Here is a 21009-nt window from a genome sequence, read left to right as displayed (position 1 = left end):
ATTGGGGATAAAAAAATAATAGGAATTATATAGTGCTCAGGTTATATCGTAAGCCGAATAAGGGGTTAATTGGAGTAGATATTAGTTCTACTTCTGTTAAGTTGTTAGAACTTTCTGTTAAAAGCGGTAACAGGTATTGGGTTGAAAGCTATGCGCTGGTGCCTTTACCTGAAGGTAGTGTTGTCGAAAAAAATATATTGAATCCAGAGGCAGTAGGGGATGCATTAGAGCGAGCACTCAATCTAGCAAATACCCAATCCACAGCCGTAGCACTTGCAATTCCGACTTCAATGGTGATTACCAAAACGATTGAGATGGATGCGGACATGACGGATGATGAACGAGAAGTTCAAATTCGTATGGATGCCGAGCAATATATTCCTTTTCCATTAGATGAAGCGAGTCTTGATTTTGAGGTGTTGCCGGAGCGTTTGGCAAACCCGAATCGGGTGAATGTGCTTTTGGTTGCGACCCGTATTGAAAATGTAGAAGCGCGTTCTGAAGTCTTAGAGCTTGCTGGCTTAATACCAAAAACTGCTGATGTTGAAAGTTTTGCTATCGAAAATGCATATCAAGTATTTTCCGATACTTTACCTATGGGTGTGAATACTGTAGGTATTTTAGATATTGGTCATACCATGACAACTTTATCTGTGATGCAAAACAATAAGGTGATTTATACGCGTGAGCAGGTGTTTGGTGGGAAGCAGCTCACTCAAGAAATTCAAAATCGCTATGGTCTGTCTTTTGAAGAAGCTGGCCGTGCAAAGAAAAGTCGTTCATTACCTGATGATTATGATGTTGAAGTTTTAGAACCTTTCTTGGAAGCAGTGGTTCAACAAGCAGCAAGATCATTACAGTTCTTTTTCTCATCTTCACAATTTAATGAGATCGATCATATTTTATTGGCAGGAGGTAATGCCAATATTCCGGGGCTCGCGAAGCTACTCCAACAAAAACTTGGTTATCGTGTGACTATTGCCAACCCATTTTTACAAATGGGCTTTTCTCCACAAATTGATATTAAAAAGATAGAGAATGATGCTTCCTCACTCATGGTGGCATGTGGTTTGGCATTGAGGAGTTTTGATTAATGGCGAGAATTAACCTGCTCCCTTGGCGTGATGAGCTAAGAGAGAAACGAAAAAAAGAATTTATTACAATTTGTATTGGGGTGGCATTAATCGGGGCTTTAGCGGTCGCATTGGCATGGTTTTACTATGACCATAAACTTGAAGATCAAGAGCAAGCGAATCAACTGATTACCAGTACCAATCAAAACCTTGATGTGCAATTGAAATCCTTAGAAGGTTTAGAAGCTCAACGAAATGCCATTGTTGAGCGCATGAAGCTGATTCAGGGTTTACAAGGGCAACGCCCGATTGCAGTTCGCCTGATTGATGAAATGGTACGCGTTACGCCAAGTAATTTGTACATTACCAAATTTGTCCGTACAGGGGATAAATTTACCATTGAAGGTAAAGCGGAAAGCCCGAACACGGTTGCAGAGTTCTTGCGTAGTTTGGAAGCATCAGCCTGGTATAGAAACGCATTTATGAATTCTTTTTTAGCTGTTGAAGAGAAGAAAGATAAGGCACCTAGTTCTGTAGTTCCACGTGTTGAAGAAGGTTATGGTTCATTCGTCATTACTGCTGACTTGGATGAAATTGCACAACCTACTACACCCGAAGCAGCACAAAATACAGCTAATTCAACAGTGGGGGCAGCACAATGAGTCTCGATGAATTTGATGAATTAAATCCAAATGAAGGTGTTGCTACACACAAAAAGAAGATGACCTTAGATAAGTTTCTTCAGCAGTTCAATACCTTGGATATGAATAACTACGGGAGCTGGCCATTATCGGTTAAAATCACTTGCTGGATTTTAATCATGATGATGATTGGTATTCTGGGTTATTTTGCGCTGATTAAAAGTCAAATAGACGCAATTTCCAATGCTAATGCTCAAGAGCAAAATTTGCTGAATGAATTCCGTGAAAAAGATTCAAAGCTTCGCAATTTGCAACAGTTGCAAGCGCAGTTACAAGAAATGGAAGCGAATTTTAATCAGCAACTCGAACAATTGCCTAAAGAAACTGAAATTCCAGGATTGGTTGAAGATATCAACGTCAGTGGGGTGAATTCTGGTCTGAAATTTAAAAATATCCGTTTAGAAAATGAAATTAAGCAAGAGTTCTTTATTGAGCAGCCAATTTCTATGGAAGCAACAGGTGATTATCATGCCTTTGGTTCTTTTGTCAGTGGTATTGCAGCACTTCCGCGTATTGTCACTTTGCATGATTTTGATATCACGGGTACGGAAAATAAAGAGAAAAAAACCGATATTCCTCAAATTACCTATAACGTTAAAGCCAAAACCTATCGTTATATCGGTGCTACGGATACTCAAGCAGCAGATGCGAATTCAACTGCTACAGCTGGGGGGGCACAGTAATGAAAATAGAAAAAATGACTTTAAGCCTGGTATTAGGCTTGTTATTGGTGGGGTGTGATTCTCGTATTGATGCGGTCAACGAGCAAATGGCAAGTATTCGTAATCAAGCGCCATTGCCGATTGAACCGGCACCGGTTTTTCCACCTGTGCCAACATTTGACTATGCAGCCCATCAACTGAAAAGCCCTTTTTTACCGAGTTCGTTGGCTGCAGAATTGAGAATTATGGCAGGAAAGCGCGTCTATCCTAACTTATCACGTCAATTGCAACCTTTAGAAAGTTATGCCATCGAATCCTTGAATATGAAGGGAAGTATGCGTAGTCAGTCTGGGCAAATCCTGGCATTAATTCAAACCCCAGATGGCGAAATAGAGCGCGTACAACGTGGTAGCTACATGGGTGTGAATCATGGCCGTGTGGTGAATATCACGCCAACACAAATCGATCTTGTGGAAATTATTCCAGATGGACGTGAAGGATATGTAGAGCGTCCAAGAAGTCTGATATTAATTGGACCAGCGCCTTAAGTTTAAAGGAATAAAAATGAATAACAGTTTGAAAGATTTTATATTTGGGGATGGCAATACAATGAACCATTTGTTCCGTCAATTTTCTATGGGTGCTGTTGCGATTGCAGTGATGCAAGTTGCTAATGCACAAGTCAGTATTACCAATATTGTGCCTATGCAAGTTGCAGGTCAGGGTACAGAAATTCGTGTCATGTTTAACGGCTTGCCTCCACAACCGCAAGCCTATCAATTAGAACAGCCATCACGTCTGATTCTGGATTTTGATAAAGCACAGCAAAATTTAAAGCAAAATAGCATTGCAGTTGCCACCAAAGAAGCCAGTTCTGTTGATGTAAGTTCTGATGCGCAACGTTCACGTTTAACGGTGAATTTAGCGGATGCCGGTGCCTTTACCACACGCGTGGAAGGCAATACCTTTATTTTAAAAATTAATTCTGCTGCGGGTAATGCATTTGCACCTCAGCAGGTAGCGGCTCAAAGTCAAAGATCTACCCAAGGAATTTCCAATATTGGCTTCCAGCGCGGTGGTCAAGGTGAAGGGCAGGTTGTTATTGATTTGCTCGGCACAAACACGCAGGTTGATGTGCAGCAGCAAGGCAGTAAAGTTGTTGTACGCACTTTAGGCAGTAAAGTTCCTGCACACTTGGCTCGTCGTTTAAATGTAAATGATTTTGCAACGCCAGTTTCTACGATTGATGCAAATAATAATGGTGGAAATGGTGTAATTACCATTCAGACTGCTGGCAGCTATGAATATATGGCATATCAGGCAGACAATAAACTTACAATCAGTTTGAAACGACCTGAAGATAAAAATCCGCTTAAACCGAAAGCAGCCAATAGCTATACCGGTAAAAAGATTTCTCTAGATTTTCAGGATATTGAAGTACGTCGTGTGCTCCAGTTATTGGCAGACTTCACTGAAATCAATATGGTGACAGCTGATACGGTACAAGGAAATATCACTTTACGTTTAAAAGATGTGCCTTGGGATCAGGCATTAGATATTATTCTAAAAACCAAGAATTTAGATAAGCGCCGTAATGGTAATGTGATTTGGATTGCACCTGTTTCGGAATTAATTAAAGCAGAAGAAGAACAGGCTAAGGCTATAGAGCAAAGTGTAAAATTGGCGCCAATACAGACAGAGTATATGCAATTAAGCTATGCAAAGGTTGCTGATATTGAAAAACTGATTACCCAAACAAAATCTTCAAATAATTCTAATTCTGGGAATAGTGGTAATAATAATTCTAGTGAAAGTTTATTAAGCTCACGTGGAACGATATCCGCTGATGCACGTACCAATACACTCATTATTAATGATACGGCACAGAATATTGATAAAGTCCGAAAAATGGTCGACTTGCTAGACATTCCAGTTAAACAAGTGATGGTTGAAGCCCGTATTGTTCGTGCTTCAACAGAGTTTAGTAAAGAGATGGGCGTGAAGTGGGGTATCTTGTCGCAAGGTATTAATCAAAATAATGATTTGTTGGTCGGTGGTAGTGATACAACCTTATGGGATTTAAAAACCCCTAGTGATGATGGTAAATATACGATTCAACGTCCACAGAACTTAAATGTGGATTTAGGTGTAACTAGTCAAGGTGCAAGCCGCATTGCCTTTGGTTTAATCAGCTTATCTGACTTTATGCTGGATTTGGAACTTTCTGCATTACAAGCAGATGGTTATGGTGAGGTGATTTCAACACCTAAAGTCCTCACTGCAGACAAACAAATGGCTAAAGTTTCATCCGGTACGCAAATTCCATATCAATCTTCAGAAGGTGGTGGCGCAAATGCAGTTTCAACCACTGAATTCATTGATGCTGTACTTAGCTTGGATGTCACACCAAGTATTACACCTGATGGCAAAGTTCAGATGTTACTGAATATCACCAGTGATACTCCAGGAAATCCGACACCGACCGGTCAATTGACAATTAATAAAAATCAAATCAATACCAATGTCCTGGTTGATAATGGAGAGACTGTGGTACTCGGAGGTATTTTTGAACAAGAAACCCGTAATGCTCAAACTAAGGTACCATTCTTAGGGGATCTTCCTTACGTAGGTCGTTTATTCCGTAAAGATATCAAGTCTGATAATAAGCGCGAGCTATTGATTTTTGTTACACCACGAATTGTTAATGACAGTGTTTCAAGAAATCATTAATATATTTTGAATTTAACAAAACACATAGGTGACTCCTTGCCAAGCAATGAGTTTGAAACCCTGCCAAATATTTATTTGGTAGGGCCAATGGGGGCTGGGAAAACAACGGTTGGTCGACATTTGGCGGAACTGTTAGGTCGAGAGTTTCTTGATAGTGATCATGAAATTGAACGAAAAACAGGGGCGACAATTCCTTGGATTTTTGAAAAAGAAGGTGAAAAGGGATTTCGTAACCGTGAAACAATGGTGATCGATGAACTCACTGCTCGTTCACAACTGGTTCTTGCGACTGGTGGTGGCGCAGTGACCCAAGCACCCAATCGTGAATTTTTAAAACAACGCGGAATCGTTGTTTATCTCTATACTCCCGTCGAAATTCAATTACAGCGCACCTACCGGGATAAAAACCGTCCTTTATTGCAAGTTGAAAATCCTGAAAAAAAGTTACGTGATTTATTGGCGCTTCGCGATCCTTTGTATCGAGAAGTTGCGCATTATATTATTGAAACCAATCAGGGAGCTGCTCGTGATTTAGCTCAAAAAATCTTACATATGATTGTTTCTCAAGAAGCAGATTTAGTCTAATTAACGGTTTTAATTTCATGCAAACTTTACATGTTGAACTCGGCGATCGTCGATATCCTATTTTTATTGGCAGTGATTTAAACCCACAATCTTTACTTGAGCCTTATATCAAAGCTAAGCAAGTGATGATTGTGACCAATACAACGGTTGCACCTCTGTATTTAGATCATTACGTGACTGCAATTGAAAGTTTAGGGAAAACAGTTGCAACATGTATTTTGCCTGATGGTGAAAAATATAAAAATATTGAACATTTAAATTTGATTTTTGATGCCTTATTAGAAGCCGGATTTAATCGTGATGCTACCGTTCTAGCTTTAGGTGGTGGCGTGATTGGGGATATGGCTGGCTTTGCCTCTGCATGTTTTCAACGCGGAGTGTATTTTATTCAAGTACCCACTACGCTGCTGTCACAAGTAGATTCAAGTGTGGGCGGGAAAACTGGCATTAATCATCCCTTGGGTAAAAATATGATTGGTGCTTTTCAGCAGCCACAAGTGGTGTTGGCGGATATGGCGCAATTAAGCACTTTACCTGATCGTGAATTGTCAGCAGGTTTGGCGGAAGTAATTAAATATGCCTTATTGGGCGATCTGGATTTCTTGGTCTGGCTCGAAGAAAATATGGATGGCCTGGTGGGACGTGATTCAGAGTTACTGGCTGAAGCTGTTTACCGCTCATGTGCACATAAAGCACGTATCGTTGCCAATGATGAAAAAGAACAAGGTGAGCGCGCTTTACTTAATTTAGGGCATACTTTTGGTCATGCGATCGAATCCTACTTAGGATATGGCGTTTGGTTACATGGCGAAGCGGTTGCAACCGGTATGGTGATGGCTGCGGATTTGTCGCAGCGTATGGGCTGGATTTCAGCGGAAGATTTGGAACGTACAAAAAAAATCATTCAACGTGCTCATTTACCCGTAAAATGCCCAGCTATTCCACTTGATGAATTCCTCGCATATATGGCACATGATAAAAAAGTGCTGAATGGACAGTTACGCCTTGTATTGATGAAATCTTTAGGACAGGCTGTAATTACCAGAGAATTTGATGTGGAATTGATGAAACAAGCGATTTTGGCGAATCAAGAGAAGGCATAAGTCATGGCAACCATCCGTACACAATGGCAACGTATTCAAAACTATATCTGGCTGGTGTGTGGGTTGGTGTGTCTATTTGCAGCACTTATTTTTTGGGCAATCACGGACAGTGATGCTTTGGTAGAAGTAGAAAAATCTGCTGAAACTGAAGCTGAATTGCAAATTCAACCGGAAAAAGTGGCTGCAACGAACCTTCTTGGTGCACTTCAAAAAGAAGTACGTCCTTTGGAAATGACTACGCGTGTGGTCAATACTGCAAGCTATGAACCCGAGTTTCGCGGCACTAAGTTTATTAATGATAATAAAAATGTGGCCACGATTGAACTGTTTCGAGCGACCAAAGACGATGTGATTCGAAGTTTTCTAAAAAAACAGTCCGATCGTAAGAACTTTTTTTATATTCGCCTGAGCGGTGAAAATCAAATTGAACAATATGTTCTGCTTTATGGTATCTATGGAAATAGTGATCAAGCAAAACAGGCCCTTCAACAATTGCCATTCCAGTTTCCCAAGTCTATTCAACCTCAAGTTCAGGATATTGAGAATTATGCTGCTTTGGTCAACGACATGGGTGCAGAGGAAATGGGTTCCAATAGCAAACTATATGCAGTCAATTTGAAATCTGCACCATTGCCTCGCATTGATGAGAGTCTTGTGGCTCAACCTAAACCCAAACCGACTGTACCCGTGGTTGATCCTAAAGCAGCAACGACAACCACAACGGTCACACGTCGTGATGAAGAGGGTAATGTCGTGGATGTGCAGCAGTCTCATTCTGGTATTGAATCTGCGCCGAAAAAAAATGGCAATAAAGTAGCAGAAACTGAAATTAGCGATCCATTTAATTAAAAATATAGTACTAAAATAGAGCAAATTAAGTTATAAAAATATCTATATGCACAAATATAGTGCGAAAAATGGTTTCAAGAAAATAAGATGAAGCAGATGGAACTTTAATATTTCTATATTTAAAACATTTAGCATTGTCTTTCTTTAATTGGCATCATTTTTGCTTTATTGGTGCATGAATTGAGTTATTGTCCCTATTTTGGCGCGAAAAGATTCAATGATTGTGCGAAGTTACTGAATTTACCCGCTTTAAAAGAGTGCGTAAATCAGTAAATTTTTTTTTGTAATTGATCCATGCACGCAAGATAAAATGCGATTATCTTAAGTATGTGAAGAAAAATGATTCTGCCCAATCTTGATCTGAGTGTAAGTAAATTGGACTAAATCGCAAAGAAAATATTTGATTGTTAGATGCCCGCTTTATGGGCCATGTTGAAGAAGGGTACGCTATGCACATGCCATCGCCTAATACTGTAGCTCCCGCTCAAGGTTTATACCAACCGGATGAGTTTAAAGATAACTGTGGTTTCGGTTTAATCGCCCATATGCAGGGTGATGCAAGCCATGATCTGGTCAAGACCGCGATTCATAGCTTAAGTTGTATGACCCACCGTGGTGGTATTGCCGCAGATGGCAAGACAGGGGATGGTTGTGGTTTATTGCTGGCTATGCCGAAAGCATTTTTCCGTGAAGAAGCAAAAAAACTCAGTGACATCACTTTAAGTGAAGTGTTTGCAGTCGGTACTGTATTTTTAAATCTTGATCCTGCAATTGCAGCCCATTCAAAACAGGTTTTAGCCAAAGAAATCGAATCTGAAGGCTTAAAAGTTCTTGCTTGGCGTGTGATCCCAACCAATGTCGATGCTTTGGGTGAAATTGCACTTCAATCGATGCCGGCATTTGAACAGATTATTGTCAATTGCCCAATGGGTGTTACGGAAGTTGAATTTAACCGTAAGTTATTCCTTGCGCGTCGTCGTGCGGAACAATTACTGAGCAATGATTCTTCATTCTATGTCACAACATTGTGTTCAACAGTCATCACCTATAAAGGTTTGATGATGCCTGAAGCAATCGCAGACTTTTATACAGATTTAGCAGATCCACGTTTGGAATCACACATTGTGGTCTTCCATCAGCGTTTCTCGACCAATACATTACCGCGTTGGCCTTTAGCGCAGCCGTTCCGTTATCTTGCACACAATGGTGAAATCAACACCATTACCGCAAACCGTAACTGGGCAATGGCGCGTGTTCCAAAATTTGAAAACCCATTACTTCCAGGTTTAACTGAGCTTAATCCAATCGTGAACCGTACAGGTTCGGATTCTTCAAGCCTGGATAATATGCTTGAAATCTTGGTCGGTGGTGGTATGGACCTGTTCCGTGCGCTACGTATGCTGGTTCCACCTGCTTGGCAAAATGTTGAAACTTTAGATGCCGATCTTCGTGCATTCTACGAGTTTAACTCTAAACATATGGAAGCATGGGATGGTCCTGCAGGTCTGGTAATTCAAGATGGTCGTCATGCCATCTGTATGCTGGATCGTAATGGTTTGCGTCCTGCACGTTGGGTCATTACCAAAAATGGTTACATCACACTTGCATCAGAAATTGGTGTTTGGGGTTATAAACCTGAAGACGTAATTTCTAAAGGTCGTGTGGGTCCAGGTCAAATTCTGGTAATTGATACCCTCACTGGTAAATTGCTCGATACTCAAGATGTCAGCAACCATTTGAAAAAAATGCGTCCTTACCGTGAATGGTTACGTGAAAACTCAATTCGCCTACAAGGTAGCCCAGAACTTGAAGAATATTTATGTGATCAAGGCTTAAAAGGCGATGCCTTAAAAGCATCACAGAAAATGTTCATGGTGACTTTTGAAGAACGTGATCAATTGCTACGTCCAATCGCAGAAAGCGGTCAGGAAGCAGTTGGCTCAATGGGTGATGATACGCCAATGGCCGTATTGTCTCGTCAGGTACGTCATGTATCGGATTACTTCCGTCAACAGTTCGCGCAAGTCACCAATCCACCGATCGATCCATTACGCGAATCGATCGTGATGTCTTTAGAGACTTGCTTGGGTCGTGAGCAAAACGTATTTGAACAAAGCCCTGAACATGCAGATCGCTTGATTATTTCAAGTCCGGTACTTTCAAACTCAAAAATGCATCAAATGCGTACTTTGGGTCGTAAAGGCTACGAAATTGCTGACATTGACTTAAACTATGTGGCAAGCGAAGGTTTGCAGGCGGCAATTGCACGGATCTGTGAGGAAGCCGCTCAAGCGGTTCGTGATGGCAAAACCTTGCTGGTGCTTTCTGATAAGAAAATCCGTGAAGGTTATTTACCTGCCAATGCATTAATGGCAACAGGTGCGGTTCACCATCACTTGATTCAAGCCGGTTTGCGTACTGATGCCAACATCATTGTAGAAACAGCTTTGGCACGTGATGCGCACCAATTTGCAGTGATCTTAGGGTTTGGTGCAACTGCGATTTACCCATATTTAGCGTACGACGTGATTAATGACTTGATTGCCAAAGGTGAATTGTTGGGTGACCCAATTCATGCACAAGCGAATTTCCGTAAAGGTATTGAGAAAGGCCTGTTAAAAGTTCTTTCTAAAATGGGTATCTCAACGGTTGCGTCTTATCGTGGTGGTCAGTTATTCGAAGCCGTTGGTTTGTCGAATGAAGTGGTTGATAAATGTTTCACTGGCGTGCCAAGCCGTATTCAGGGGGCAACATTTGCAGACCTTGAAAATGATCTTAAAAAATTGGCTGAAAATGCGTGGAAAGCACGTAAGCCAATTGATCAAGGTGGTTTACTGAAATTTGTATTCGATAAGGAATATCACGCATTTAACCCGGACGTGATCAATTCACTTCATAAAGCAGTACGATCAGGGGATTATGCTGACTTTAAAGAATATGCAGAATTGGTGAATAATCGTCCGATTACTACGATTCGTGATTTATTCAAACTGAAAACAGACAATTCAATTGTATTAGAAGAAGTGGAATCGGTTGAAGAAATCTTGCCGCGTTTCGACTCTGCCGGGATGTCTTTAGGTGCATTGTCTCCTGAAGCGCATGAAGCGATTGCAATTGCCATGAATACCATTGGTGGTCGTTCAAACTCTGGTGAGGGCGGTGAAGATCCTGCACGTTATGGCACAATCCGTAACTCGAAAATTAAACAGATTGCATCAGGTCGTTTTGGTGTTACACCAGCGTACCTAACTTCTGCGGAAGTATTGCAGATTAAAGTGGCACAAGGTGCTAAACCGGGTGAAGGTGGTCAGTTACCGGGTGGTAAAGTGAATGGCTTAATTGCACGTTTGCGTTATTCCGTTCCGGGTGTGACTCTTATTTCACCTCCACCGCATCATGACATCTACTCAATTGAAGATTTGTCACAATTGATCTTTGACTTAAAACAAGTCAATCCGCAAGCGATGGTGTCGGTAAAATTGGTCTCTGAACCGGGTGTAGGAACTATTGCGGCAGGTGTGGCGAAAGCATATGCCGATTTCATTACCATTTCTGGTTATGACGGTGGTACTGCGGCATCTCCATTATCTTCAATTCACCATGCAGGTTCGCCATGGGAGTTAGGTTTGTCTGAAGCGCATCAAGCCCTTCGTGTAAATGACCTTCGTGGCAAAGTACGTGTACAAACCGATGGTGGTTTGAAAACAGGTTTAGACGTGGTTAAAGCGGCTATTTTGGGTGCTGAAAGCTTCGGCTTTGGTTCTACTCCAATGATCGCGTTGGGTTGTAAATATCTGCGTATTTGCCACTTAAACAATTGTGCAACCGGTGTAGCAACTCAGCAAGACCATTTACGTCAAGAGCATTATATTGGCGAGCCAGAAATGCTGATCAATTTCTTCCACTTTATTGCAGAAGAAACGCGTGAATGGTTAGCAGCTTTAGGTGTTTCAAGTCTGAAAGACTTGATTGGCCGTACAGATTTACTTGAAGTATTGCCAGGTGAAACGGATAAACATGCTCACTTGGATTTAAGTGCATTGTTAACTTCTCATCCTTCTGCTGAAGGTAAAGCGCAATATTGCCAGGTTCAAGGTAATGCACCATTTGATAAAGGCTTGCTGGCTGAGAAAATGGTACTCGAGATGCTTCCGACCATTGAAGCGGGTAAGAGTGGTGAGTTTAACTACAATGTTGTCAATTGTGACCGTTCAATTGGTGCACGTATTTCAGGTGAAATTGCGCGCCGTTATGGCAACTTGGGTATGGAAACGCATCCTGTGGTCATGAATTTGAAAGGTACTGCAGGTCAGTCACTCGGTGTTTGGAATGCCGGTGGTTTGCATATCAAACTTGAAGGTGATGCCAACGATTACGTGGGTAAAGGTATGGCTGGTGGCCGTATCTCCATCTTCCCGCCAAAAGGTTCGCCGTTCCAGACTCAAAATACTGCAATCATTGGTAACACATGCTTGTACGGTGCAACTGGCGGTAAAATCTTTGCTGCAGGTACTGCAGGCGAACGTTTTGCGGTTCGTAACTCGGGTGCATTTGCCGTGATTGAAGGCGCAGGCGACCACTGTTGTGAATATATGACGGGTGGTATTGTGACTGTACTGGGTAAAGTAGGTCATAACTTCGGTGCTGGTATGACCGGTGGTTTTGCTTATGTACTTGACCTTGATAATGACTTCGTTGACCACTATAACCATGAGTTGATCGAGTTAAATCGTATCTCTACAGAAGCGATGGAAGAACATCAAGAATTCTTGCTTCGTATCTTGGATGAACATATTAAAGAGACAGGTAGTGCTTGGGCGTACAAGATCCGCAACGAGTTTGATTTTTACAGCCGTAAATTCTGGCTTGTAAAACCAAAAGCTGCTAATTTGCAAACGCTTTTGAAAACGACTAAAGCCGATCCACAATAATTCCACGACGAACAGATTGATAGGCAGGTGTAGCTGATAAATAAACAGACTACACCTACCCACGGAGAGAGACATGGCAGAGCGCCTAAACAATGACTTTCAATTCCTGGATGTAGCACGCCAAGATCCAGAAAAAAAAGATCTAACTGTCCGCAAAGCAGAGTTTGTGGAAATTTATAAACCTTTTACAGCGGAAATTGCGACCAATCAATCGCACCGTTGTTTAGGTTGTGGTAACCCGTATTGTGAATGGAAATGTCCAGTACATAACTACATTCCAAACTGGTTAAAACTGATTGCTGAAGGTCGTATTTTCCAGGCAGCTGAACTTTGCCATCAAACCAATACATTGCCAGAAGTGTGTGGCCGTGTATGTCCGCAAGACCGTTTATGTGAAGGGGCTTGTACCTTAAATGATGGTTTTGGTGCAGTCACCATTGGTAATGCAGAAAAATATATCAATGACACCGCTTTTGCTTTGGGCTGGCGTCCAGATATGTCCAATGTAAAATGGACAGATAAAAAAGTTGCGATTATTGGTGCAGGTCCAGCTGGTCTAGGCTGTGCAGATATTTTGGTACGTGCAGGGGTAAAACCAGTCGTCTTCGATAAGCGTCCTGAAATTGGTGGGTTACTGACTTTCGGTATTCCAGAATTCAAGATGGAAAAAGACGTCATGAAACGTCGCCGTGAAATTTTCGCGGGTATGGGCGTTGAATTCCGTTTAAATACTGAAATTGGTACAGATATCACTATCGATCAGCTTCTTGCAGATTACGATGCCGTGTTCATGGGTATGGGAACCTACACCTACATGAAAGGCGGTTTCGCCGGTGAAGATCTGGATGGCGTTCATGATGCGCTTGATTTCCTGATTGCCAATGTGAACCGTACTCAAGGTTGGGAAAAAGACGCATCTGAATACATCAGCGTTGAAGGTAAAAAAGTGATTGTACTGGGCGGTGGTGACACTGCGATGGACTGTAACCGTACTTCAATTCGTCAAGGCGCTGAATCAGTTGTCTGTGCTTACCGCCGTGATGAAGAAAATATGCCGGGTTCACGTCGTGAAGTGAAAAATGCGCGTGAAGAAGGTGTGGACTTCATGTTCAACCGTCAGCCAATTGAAATTGTGGGTGAAAACGGCAAAGTTACTGGCGTTAAAGTGGTCACTACGCAATTAGGCGCGCCTGATAGTCGTGGCCGTCGTAGCCCAGAACCAGTTCCGGGTTCAGAAGAGGTTTTACCTGCTGATGCAGTGCTTTTAGCTTTCGGTTTCCGTGCAAGCCCAGCAGACTGGTTTGCGGGTGCAAACATTGGTCTGGATGGTTCAGGTCGTGTGGTTGCAGCTGAAAAGCAACAATACAAATTCCAAACTTCTAATCCGAAAATCTTTGCCGGTGGCGATATGGTTCGTGGTTCTGACCTGGTGGTTACTGCAATCTGGGAAGGGCGTGAAGCAGCTGAAGGTATTCTTGAATATTTAGATGTTTAATCGATAACTTCTAAGTTCTATATTTAAAAACCCACTTCGGTGGGTTTTTTATTTGGATGATTTGCAGTACTGAAATTAAACAAAACTAAGCCCAAATATGTTTACAATAAAAATATTCAAACAAATACAAAGAAATATAGAGGATATAGGCATATGAATGTAATGAAAAAAAGTTTAGTCACTATGGCTCTTGTAAGCACTTTAACCTTATCCGGTTGTGGCTATAATACGCTACAGGTGAAAGATGAAGCGGTGACAGCCTCTTGGTCTGAAGTACAAAACCAATATCAACGCCGTGCAGACCTTGTACCCAACTTGGTCAATGTGGTGAAAGGCTATGCCAAACATGAAGAAAAAGTTTTAACGGAAGTTACGCAAGCACGTGCTAATGTCGCAGGCTTAAAAGTAGATAAAGAAGTCTTGGAAGATCCGGCCTTATTCCAAAAATATCAAGAAGCACAGGCGCAGATGACCAGTGCACTCTCACGTTTAATTGCAGTTTCTGAAAATTATCCTGATTTAAAAGCCAATGAACAATTCCGTGATTTACAAGTACAACTTGAAGGTACTGAAAACCGTATTGCAGTAGCGCGTAACCGATATATTGCGACAGTCCAAGACTTTAACTCTTATTCTCGCCAGTTCCCTCAGGTGATGACCGCCAAAGTTATTGGGATGAATCCCAAGCCGAACTTTAGTGCAGAGCAAGGTGCACAAAATGCACCTAAAGTATCTTTCGACTAATTCATTGATTGTTGAATAAGGATTGCTGATGTCTGATTCTTATAAAGAATACATCTCACCCATAATAAAAATACTTACGGTATTTTTATTGGGCTGTAGTTTGCTGATGAGTTCACTTGCCTGGAGTGAGGTTGCAACAGCGACAGATGAGAATACTGATGCTGTAGTGGTCGGCAAAATTATTAAGGATCAACAGCAGACATCTCAAAATCAAACAGCAACCAAAGACAATACTGAAACCACGGTTCAATCCCCGCAAATTGCTAATGATATGGCAGAAGGAGAATCCATACGTGGCTTGCCCACTTTAAATGAACCTGTGATTGATCAGGCAAACGTATTAACTGAAAGTCAGAAGCAGGCAATTAGTCAACGGATTTTAGCGCTACATGAACAGGGTAAAGCACAAATTGGCGTGGTGATAGTTTCAACCACAGGTCAGGAAGATATTTTTGATTTTGCCATGCGTGTTGCTGAAAAATGGCAACTTGGATCGGCAAAACAGGATAATGGTCTATTGATGGCGATTGCTGTTAATGACAGTCGTATCCAAATTCTGACAGGTTATGGATTGGAAGGTGTAATCCCTGATATTGTGGCAAGTCGGATTATTCGAAATCAAATCACACCTTATTTTAAACAAGCCCAATATGCACAAGGTATTGAAGCGGGACTGGTTGAAATAGAACGTATTTTAAATATGGATCCCGAGGTGGCGCAAAAAGCCGCGCAAGAACTTAAAGAACGCCATGAACAAGCTTTGCATAAACAGCAAGCCAAAGAGAAAACTTTTAGTACAGCATTATTTATACTGATTGCAGGCATTATTGGTTCCTTTATTTTTGGCAAGGGTTTAAGTGCGTCCACTGCTGCGGTGGCTGGAACGGTAGCCGGATTGGTGAATGGTGCAGGATTAGTTACTAGTTTATTAATTGGTGGTGGGATTTTCTTTTTACTGATTACCGCTATTGCACAAACCATTTTCCAGCTGTTTTTGGCTTCTGCCGGTCGTGGCGGTGGTGGAGGACGAGGTGGCGGCTTTGGAGGTGGTGGCGGATTTAGTGGCGGAGGCGGTGGTTTTGGCGGTGGAGGGGCATCAGGCTCATGGTAATAAAAACAGAAACGACAGATATTGTCACACAGCCTAAAATAGAAGAAGTAAGCCAACCCAGTTTTAAACGTTGGTTAAAGCATTTTTTATATATGCCTGCGGCTAAGCGTTATTTCTCTAAGCAGGATCAGCAAGCAATTGCCCAAGCTGTAACTGACGCAGAACACGGGCATGTGGGTGAAATTCAGGTGGTGATTGAAGGTTTTATCCCTTCAAATCAGGTTTATAATCAAAATACACGTATGCGTGCACGACAACTTTTTGCTGAACTTGGTGTGTGGGATACTGAATATAATAGTGGTGTACTTTTATATTTAAATTTATGTGAACGAAAAGTTGAAATTGTAATTGATCGGGGAATTCAAAAAGCGACCGAACAAGTAGTTTGGGATGAAATTTGTCAAAAAATGATTGAACGCCTTTCACGACATCAATATCGAGATGCTGTTATGACAGGTGTATTTAGCATAGGGGAAGTATTAAGTGAGTTTTATGCACACTCAACAACAGATCAGCATAATGAATTGGGTAATAAGCCAATCATATTGGGCTAGAAAATAGGATATAAGTGACAAAAAATGTCATTTTTTTACTAAAATAAACATTAAAACTACGTTGTAACAATTTTATTTTTTTAAAATGCTGTTTTTTCTGTTAATTTTATTATAATCAGTTTTGGCACAGTTAGTGCTAACTATAAATTAAGCTAAATTAGCTTTACAAAGCTTATAAATAAACAAAAACATTTGTGGAGAATGTTATGAAATCTATACAAAAGGGTTTTACTCTTATTGAATTAATGATCGTTGTGGCGATTATCGGTATTTTGGCAGCTGTAGCGATCCCAGCTTATCAAGACTATACCAAACGCGCAAAAATGTCAGAAGTAGTTGGTTTTGCTGCATCAGCTAAAACTGCCGTTTCTGAAGCATTCCAGTCAACTGGTGCTTTACCAGTAGGCAATCAAGCAGCAGGATTAGATACTACCGCTACTAATATAAGCTCTAAATATGTAGAAAGTGTAACAGTAACTAATGGTGTAATTGCCGTTGCAGTAAAAGGTAGTGGGGATACTGATTTAGATGCGGCATCATTAACATTTACACCACTAACTAAAGATGGTGCTGCTCTTACAGCTAACTATGTCGGTCCATTAACTTGGAAATGTTCAGTTAGTTCTGTAGGTGTTGCTAAATTCTTCCCTGCGGACTGTCGTGGGACCTAATGTTTAATTTAATTAAACATTTTAAAAATAAAGAGCTATTTATAGCTCTTTATTTTTCACTTTTTATTTTAGGATTTTCTGTCCAAATTAGTCCTAATTTTTACAATGAAGCTCGCGTTTTAGAAGTTTTACTTTTATTGGGCTTAAGCTTATATAGTTTTATAAATAAAGAAAATATTTTTTTTAAAAAAGAATTATTCTTTTTATTTTTTATTTCTATTGGATTTTTCTTTTGGTCTAACTATCAAACGATTTTTTTTGAACTCTTATTATTTTATTTTCTATATAAATTATTTTTTAATTTAAATTACAATAAAACAATATCTAAATTAATTATATTTTCTAGTTTTTTAGTTTTTATAATGTTTCCTATTTCTTTATGGAAGTATGTAAATACAGGATTGTATACAAATTGGTATCCTTTGCCGTGGAATATTCGTATTTATAATAGTTATTTTTTAATTTTTTCTATTTTTGCAATATGGTTTTATTTGAACGAAATTCAGTATAAAAATGTTTATTTGACTTTTATTTTTTTTGCTTTTTTATCTATTCTTTTAGACGGGGGACGTTCGGTAACATTAGCTTATACTTTTTTTATATTTTTTGTTTGTATATTTAATAACTTAGCACGACCTAAACTATTATTTACTTATGGTTTAACATGGCTAGCTTATTTTTCCATTATACATTTCTCAAGCTATTCTGCTTCGGGTTTAATAACTCTAGATAGAGAATCTACAAGTGGGCGCTACGAACTATGGATAAATGCATTTCAATGTTGGATTCAAAGTCCCATTTTTGGATGTGGATTTTATCAATTAGATAAGTATTCAGGTTTGCCAGCACACCCACATAACTTATTTATTCAAATTTTAACTGAAACAGGGCTTATTGGTTTTATCTTTTTAAGTTTTATTCTCTTTGGTATTGCTAAGAATATAAGTTGGGACTTTAAAAAAAATTACTTTGTGCTAGCAGCATTAGGTGCAATAATTATAGACTTATCATTTTCTGGTATTCATATTTATCCTGTTACACAAATCGCACTTTTATGGTTCTTTGTTTTTCTACTTAAAAACCCTGAATTTTCTCATTCAACTTATTTCAATCAATTAGTTATTCAAAATTCAAAATATATAAAAACAATTAATCTTATTATCTATGTATTTATAGCGGTTATGTTTTTTTACCTTTTTGTTAATACATCTGTATTAACAGAAAGTTTACCATTAACACCACCGCGCTTTTGGGAATATGGTTATCAATTATATTGAGAAAAATACTGTCCTAGGAATAATATGTCTAAACGCTTTAAATTTTTTAGTATTCATTGGGCTTTTTCGCTTTTTATAACCTTAATTATGGTTTGTATAGTCTTTCTGTTCTGGTATTCATCTCCTCTAGCTCAAGCTGTCGGTATCACCCACATTTTTTTAATGATGTTGGCTATAGATGTCATTATTGGCCCAGTTTTAATAGTATTGGTTTATAAGGAAGGTAAAAACACTTAAATTCGACTTAACGGTTATTATTTTAATTCAAGTATCAGCATTATTCTATGGCATATATAGCCTTGCTCAAGGTCGTCCTGCATAGTTAGTTTATAACGTAGATCGTTTTGAGTTGGTACGAAATAATGAGATTATTCAGAATAATATTAATCAAGCTGAATCACAATTTCAGTAACCATCTTGGTTAAAACCAAAATTTGTGGCTACGGAATTTTCTAATAATGCTCAAAAACGTAGAGAGGATATGTTTTCCGAAGTACTAGGGGGCATTTCATTAGCACAAAAACCTGAACGATATGTCGATTTTGTCGAAGCAAAAAAACAAATACAGCAGCGTGCCCAAAAATTAGAATTATTACAGCAGTATAATAACAAAACCGATGTAGATAAAATTTTAGCAAAATATCCACAGGCAGTCGCATTTTTACCACTTAAAGCTACAGCAATGGATATGACCGTACTTGTAGATAGTAAAGGTGATGTAATTAAAATCGTCAATTTAAGACCATGGCACTAAATCACTAGAACATTCTGAAAAAAGCAGATTATCATTTAATCTGCTTTTTTATTATCATGTGTCTATTCTATTTTCACTGATTTAATCATGAAATTTTTCTTACTTCTTGTTGCCAGTGTATTTATAGCATTGGCCTGGCTTCTCCCTATTCATTACCGCCCTTGGGTCACCTATACAGGGGAACTTTTTGCCTTTTTATCCCTTTTTGCTCTTGCTGCAATTTATTTAAAAGATCAAATCAAACTACCTATCATAAGTTTACCTTTAGTATTTTTGGCTTGCATGCCAATATTTCAATATTTCGGTGGTGAATCATTCTTCTTTGATAAAGCTTTGATCTGTTCACTCTTTGTTCTTGCCTTTTGGTTTTGCAGTGTGGTGGGATATAATCTGACGCAAAAAAAAATCGACAGAGAAAATGTTTTTACCGGGTTTAGCACGATTTTACTGTTATCAGGTACATTGACTGGCATCATTGCAATCTGCCAGTGGTTAACACTGGATGCTTATATTCCCGGGATGGTGGATATGCAACGTGCTGTGCGTCCATATGCCAATTTTGCCCAGCCAAACAACATGGCTACTTTTTTACTCATGTCTCTTTTAGCATGTTTATATTTATATGAAAAAAAGAAAGTTCATATAAAATGGTTGATACCAGCAGTATTCATTATGTTGATGAGTTTGGCATTAAGCCAATCTCGTACATCATGGGTGGCTTGTGCCTGCATTATTGTGTATTTGGCTTATCAGCAGTTTAAAGGCTATATCTCAATTAAGTGGTATTATCTCACTGCTTGGACAGCTCTGTTTGTTGGTTTTATATTTCTACTTCCTACCATTGGTGGCTTTCTCACCCAGCTTGCTGATACTCAAATTAAATCTATAGATATCGCACGTCGTGCAACAGGAGATATGTCGCGTTTAGCCATTTGGAATCAAATGCTGCATGCCATTATGGATCGTCCATGGTTTGGTTATGGGTGGAACCAGACAAGTGTCGCTTATACCTTGGTCAGTGATCATTTTCAGGGACCAGTATGGGTTCGTAGTGCACATAATTTTATTCTGGATTTTATTCTGTGGAATGGTTTAATTATTGGTATACCATTTCTTGCATACTTTGGCTATTGGGGATATCAGCTGAATAAGCATGTCAATTCGGTTGAATCTGTGATTGGTATTTTAATGATTGGGGCAGTATTGATTCACTCAATGCTGGAATTCCCGCAATATTATGCGTATTTCTTATTGCCGGTTGGTTTTATTATGGGGCTGGTTCAGTCTCAGCAATCTGATATTAAGACGATTACACTTTCACCCAATTATATGCGTGTGGGTTATGCGGTATCTTTGCTATTGCTGATTTTAATTGTCAGAGATTATTCGGTTATGGTGCCGAAACTGAATCAGTCGATGCGTTATGAGCAAACGCCTGAGAAAATCACCAATCAAGATCAAATTTATTTGCTAGAAGAGTTTGATCGACGTATTGATTGGATTCGGATGAATCCGTATAGCAAAGTAAATGCAGAACAATTAGACGATATTAAGGAGATGGTGCTTAACTATCCAACTAAATACGATCTGATTAAATATGCCAAAGTTCTGGCTTTTAATGGCTATGAGCAAGAAGCAAAGCATCAACTGTGGTTGTTAAAAACATTGCGTAAAGTCGATCTGGACTATGCCTCATTAGCCCAACCGGTTTCTGAAAAGTAATACATAAAACTAAAAAAGCCAGTCAATCGACTGGCTTTTTTATAGAG

The 21009-nt window shown here is 39.7% G+C and carries 16 protein-coding genes and 1 pseudogene; all 17 read left to right on the top strand.

The features are described from left to right. The first annotated feature begins 32 nt into the window (after positions 1-32). The 17 genes and pseudogenes from B9T23_RS11595 to B9T23_RS11515 all read left to right on the top strand — a co-directional run bounded on the left by B9T23_RS11595 (position 33) and on the right by B9T23_RS11515 (position 20962). The gene (locus tag B9T23_RS11595) at positions 33-1094 is read left to right on the top strand and encodes a pilus assembly protein PilM (RefSeq protein ID WP_086194196.1); all 1062 of its coding nucleotides are present in this window, start codon (positions 33-35) and stop codon (positions 1092-1094) included. Next, the gene (locus B9T23_RS11590) at positions 1094-1735 is read left to right on the top strand and encodes a PilN domain-containing protein (protein ID WP_086194195.1); all 642 of its coding nucleotides are present in this window, start codon (positions 1094-1096) and stop codon (positions 1733-1735) included. The genes B9T23_RS11595 and B9T23_RS11590 overlap by 1 nt, the downstream gene beginning before the upstream one ends. Continuing rightward, complete coding sequence (locus B9T23_RS11585) at positions 1732-2457, top strand: type IV pilus inner membrane component PilO (protein ID WP_086194194.1); 726 nt, start codon at positions 1732-1734, stop codon at positions 2455-2457. Before B9T23_RS11590 ends, B9T23_RS11585 begins: the two co-directional genes overlap by 4 nt. Continuing rightward, a complete protein-coding gene (locus B9T23_RS11580) occupies positions 2457-2984 on the top strand; it encodes a pilus assembly protein PilP (RefSeq protein ID WP_067726826.1) in 528 nt (175 codons plus the stop codon). Before B9T23_RS11585 ends, B9T23_RS11580 begins: the two co-directional genes overlap by 1 nt. A 61-nt stretch (positions 2985-3045) precedes the next feature. Continuing rightward, on the top strand, positions 3046-5166 hold the full coding sequence (pilQ, locus tag B9T23_RS11575) for a type IV pilus secretin PilQ family protein (protein WP_171263093.1): 2121 nt from the start codon (positions 3046-3048) through the stop codon (positions 5164-5166). A gap of 36 nt (positions 5167-5202) precedes the next feature. After that, a complete protein-coding gene (aroK, locus tag B9T23_RS11570) occupies positions 5203-5751 on the top strand; it encodes a shikimate kinase AroK (RefSeq protein WP_086194192.1) in 549 nt (182 codons plus the stop codon). A gap of 17 nt (positions 5752-5768) precedes the next feature. Continuing rightward, positions 5769-6854, top strand: a complete 1086-nt coding sequence (gene aroB, locus B9T23_RS11565) for a 3-dehydroquinate synthase (RefSeq protein WP_086194191.1) — start codon at positions 5769-5771, stop codon at positions 6852-6854. A 3-nt stretch (positions 6855-6857) separates the two neighbouring features. Continuing rightward, on the top strand, positions 6858-7703 hold the full coding sequence (locus B9T23_RS11560) for a hypothetical protein (RefSeq protein ID WP_086194190.1): 846 nt from the start codon (positions 6858-6860) through the stop codon (positions 7701-7703). 455 nt (positions 7704-8158) lie between these two features. Then, positions 8159-12634, top strand: a complete 4476-nt coding sequence (gltB, locus tag B9T23_RS11555) for a glutamate synthase large subunit (protein ID WP_171263090.1) — start codon at positions 8159-8161, stop codon at positions 12632-12634. A 73-nt stretch (positions 12635-12707) separates the two neighbouring features. Further along, positions 12708-14129, top strand: coding sequence for a glutamate synthase subunit beta (locus B9T23_RS11550; RefSeq protein ID WP_086194189.1), 1422 nt, complete (start codon positions 12708-12710; stop codon positions 14127-14129). A 153-nt stretch (positions 14130-14282) separates the two neighbouring features. Then, entirely contained in the window at positions 14283-14873 is a 591-nt protein-coding gene (locus B9T23_RS11545) for a LemA family protein (protein ID WP_067726812.1), read from the top strand. A gap of 106 nt (positions 14874-14979) precedes the next feature. Continuing rightward, the gene (locus tag B9T23_RS11540) at positions 14980-15984 is read left to right on the top strand and encodes a TPM domain-containing protein (RefSeq protein ID WP_407640428.1); all 1005 of its coding nucleotides are present in this window, start codon (positions 14980-14982) and stop codon (positions 15982-15984) included. Then, positions 15978-16538: a TPM domain-containing protein gene (locus B9T23_RS11535; RefSeq protein WP_086194187.1), complete on the top strand. Its 561-nt coding sequence runs from the start codon at positions 15978-15980 to the stop codon at positions 16536-16538. The genes B9T23_RS11540 and B9T23_RS11535 overlap by 7 nt, the downstream gene beginning before the upstream one ends. 206 nt (positions 16539-16744) lie before the next feature. Further along, positions 16745-17209, top strand: a complete 465-nt coding sequence (locus B9T23_RS17170; protein ID WP_086194186.1) for a pilin — start codon at positions 16745-16747, stop codon at positions 17207-17209. After that, positions 17209-18486 carry an O-antigen ligase family protein gene (locus tag B9T23_RS11525; protein ID WP_086194185.1) on the top strand — a complete coding sequence of 426 codons (1278 nt, stop codon included), beginning with the start codon at positions 17209-17211 and terminating at the stop codon, positions 18484-18486. Before B9T23_RS17170 ends, B9T23_RS11525 begins: the two co-directional genes overlap by 1 nt. 24 nt (positions 18487-18510) lie before the next feature. Beyond that, positions 18511-19240, top strand: a pseudogene (gene tfpZ, locus B9T23_RS11520) (TfpX/TfpZ family type IV pilin accessory protein). A gap of 87 nt (positions 19241-19327) precedes the next feature. After that, complete coding sequence (locus B9T23_RS11515) at positions 19328-20962, top strand: O-antigen ligase family protein (RefSeq protein WP_086194184.1); 1635 nt, start codon at positions 19328-19330, stop codon at positions 20960-20962. Positions 20963-21009 lie beyond the last annotated feature (47 nt).

The organism is Acinetobacter terrae, from assembly GCF_002135195.1.
Lineage (GTDB): Bacteria > Pseudomonadota > Gammaproteobacteria > Pseudomonadales > Moraxellaceae > Acinetobacter > Acinetobacter terrae.
This window is presented reverse-complemented; position numbering and strand designations above follow the sequence as displayed.

Bases quoted from the DNA above. Each gene is read 5' to 3' on its own strand.
- B9T23_RS11590 (WP_086194195.1), top strand. From the start codon at position 1,094: ATGGCGAGAATTAACCTGCTCCCTTGGCGTGATGAGCTAAGAGAGAAA.
- B9T23_RS11585 (WP_086194194.1), top strand. From the start codon at position 1,732: ATGAGTCTCGATGAATTTGATGAATTAAATCCAAATGAAGGTGTTGCT.
- B9T23_RS11580 (WP_067726826.1), top strand. From the start codon at position 2,457: ATGAAAATAGAAAAAATGACTTTAAGCCTGGTATTAGGCTTGTTATTG.
- pilQ (WP_171263093.1), top strand. From the start codon at position 3,046: ATGAACCATTTGTTCCGTCAATTTTCTATGGGTGCTGTTGCGATTGCA.
- aroB (WP_086194191.1), top strand. From the start codon at position 5,769: ATGCAAACTTTACATGTTGAACTCGGCGATCGTCGATATCCTATTTTT.
- B9T23_RS11560 (WP_086194190.1), top strand. From the start codon at position 6,858: ATGGCAACCATCCGTACACAATGGCAACGTATTCAAAACTATATCTGG.
- gltB (WP_171263090.1), top strand. From the start codon at position 8,159: ATGCCATCGCCTAATACTGTAGCTCCCGCTCAAGGTTTATACCAACCG.
- B9T23_RS11550 (WP_086194189.1), top strand. From the start codon at position 12,708: ATGGCAGAGCGCCTAAACAATGACTTTCAATTCCTGGATGTAGCACGC.
- B9T23_RS11545 (WP_067726812.1), top strand. From the start codon at position 14,283: ATGAATGTAATGAAAAAAAGTTTAGTCACTATGGCTCTTGTAAGCACT.
- B9T23_RS11540 (WP_407640428.1), top strand. From the start codon at position 14,980: ATGAGTTCACTTGCCTGGAGTGAGGTTGCAACAGCGACAGATGAGAAT.
- B9T23_RS11535 (WP_086194187.1), top strand. From the start codon at position 15,978: ATGGTAATAAAAACAGAAACGACAGATATTGTCACACAGCCTAAAATA.
- B9T23_RS17170 (WP_086194186.1), top strand. From the start codon at position 16,745: ATGAAATCTATACAAAAGGGTTTTACTCTTATTGAATTAATGATCGTT.
- B9T23_RS11525 (WP_086194185.1), top strand. From the start codon at position 17,209: ATGTTTAATTTAATTAAACATTTTAAAAATAAAGAGCTATTTATAGCT.
- B9T23_RS11515 (WP_086194184.1), top strand. From the start codon at position 19,328: ATGAAATTTTTCTTACTTCTTGTTGCCAGTGTATTTATAGCATTGGCC.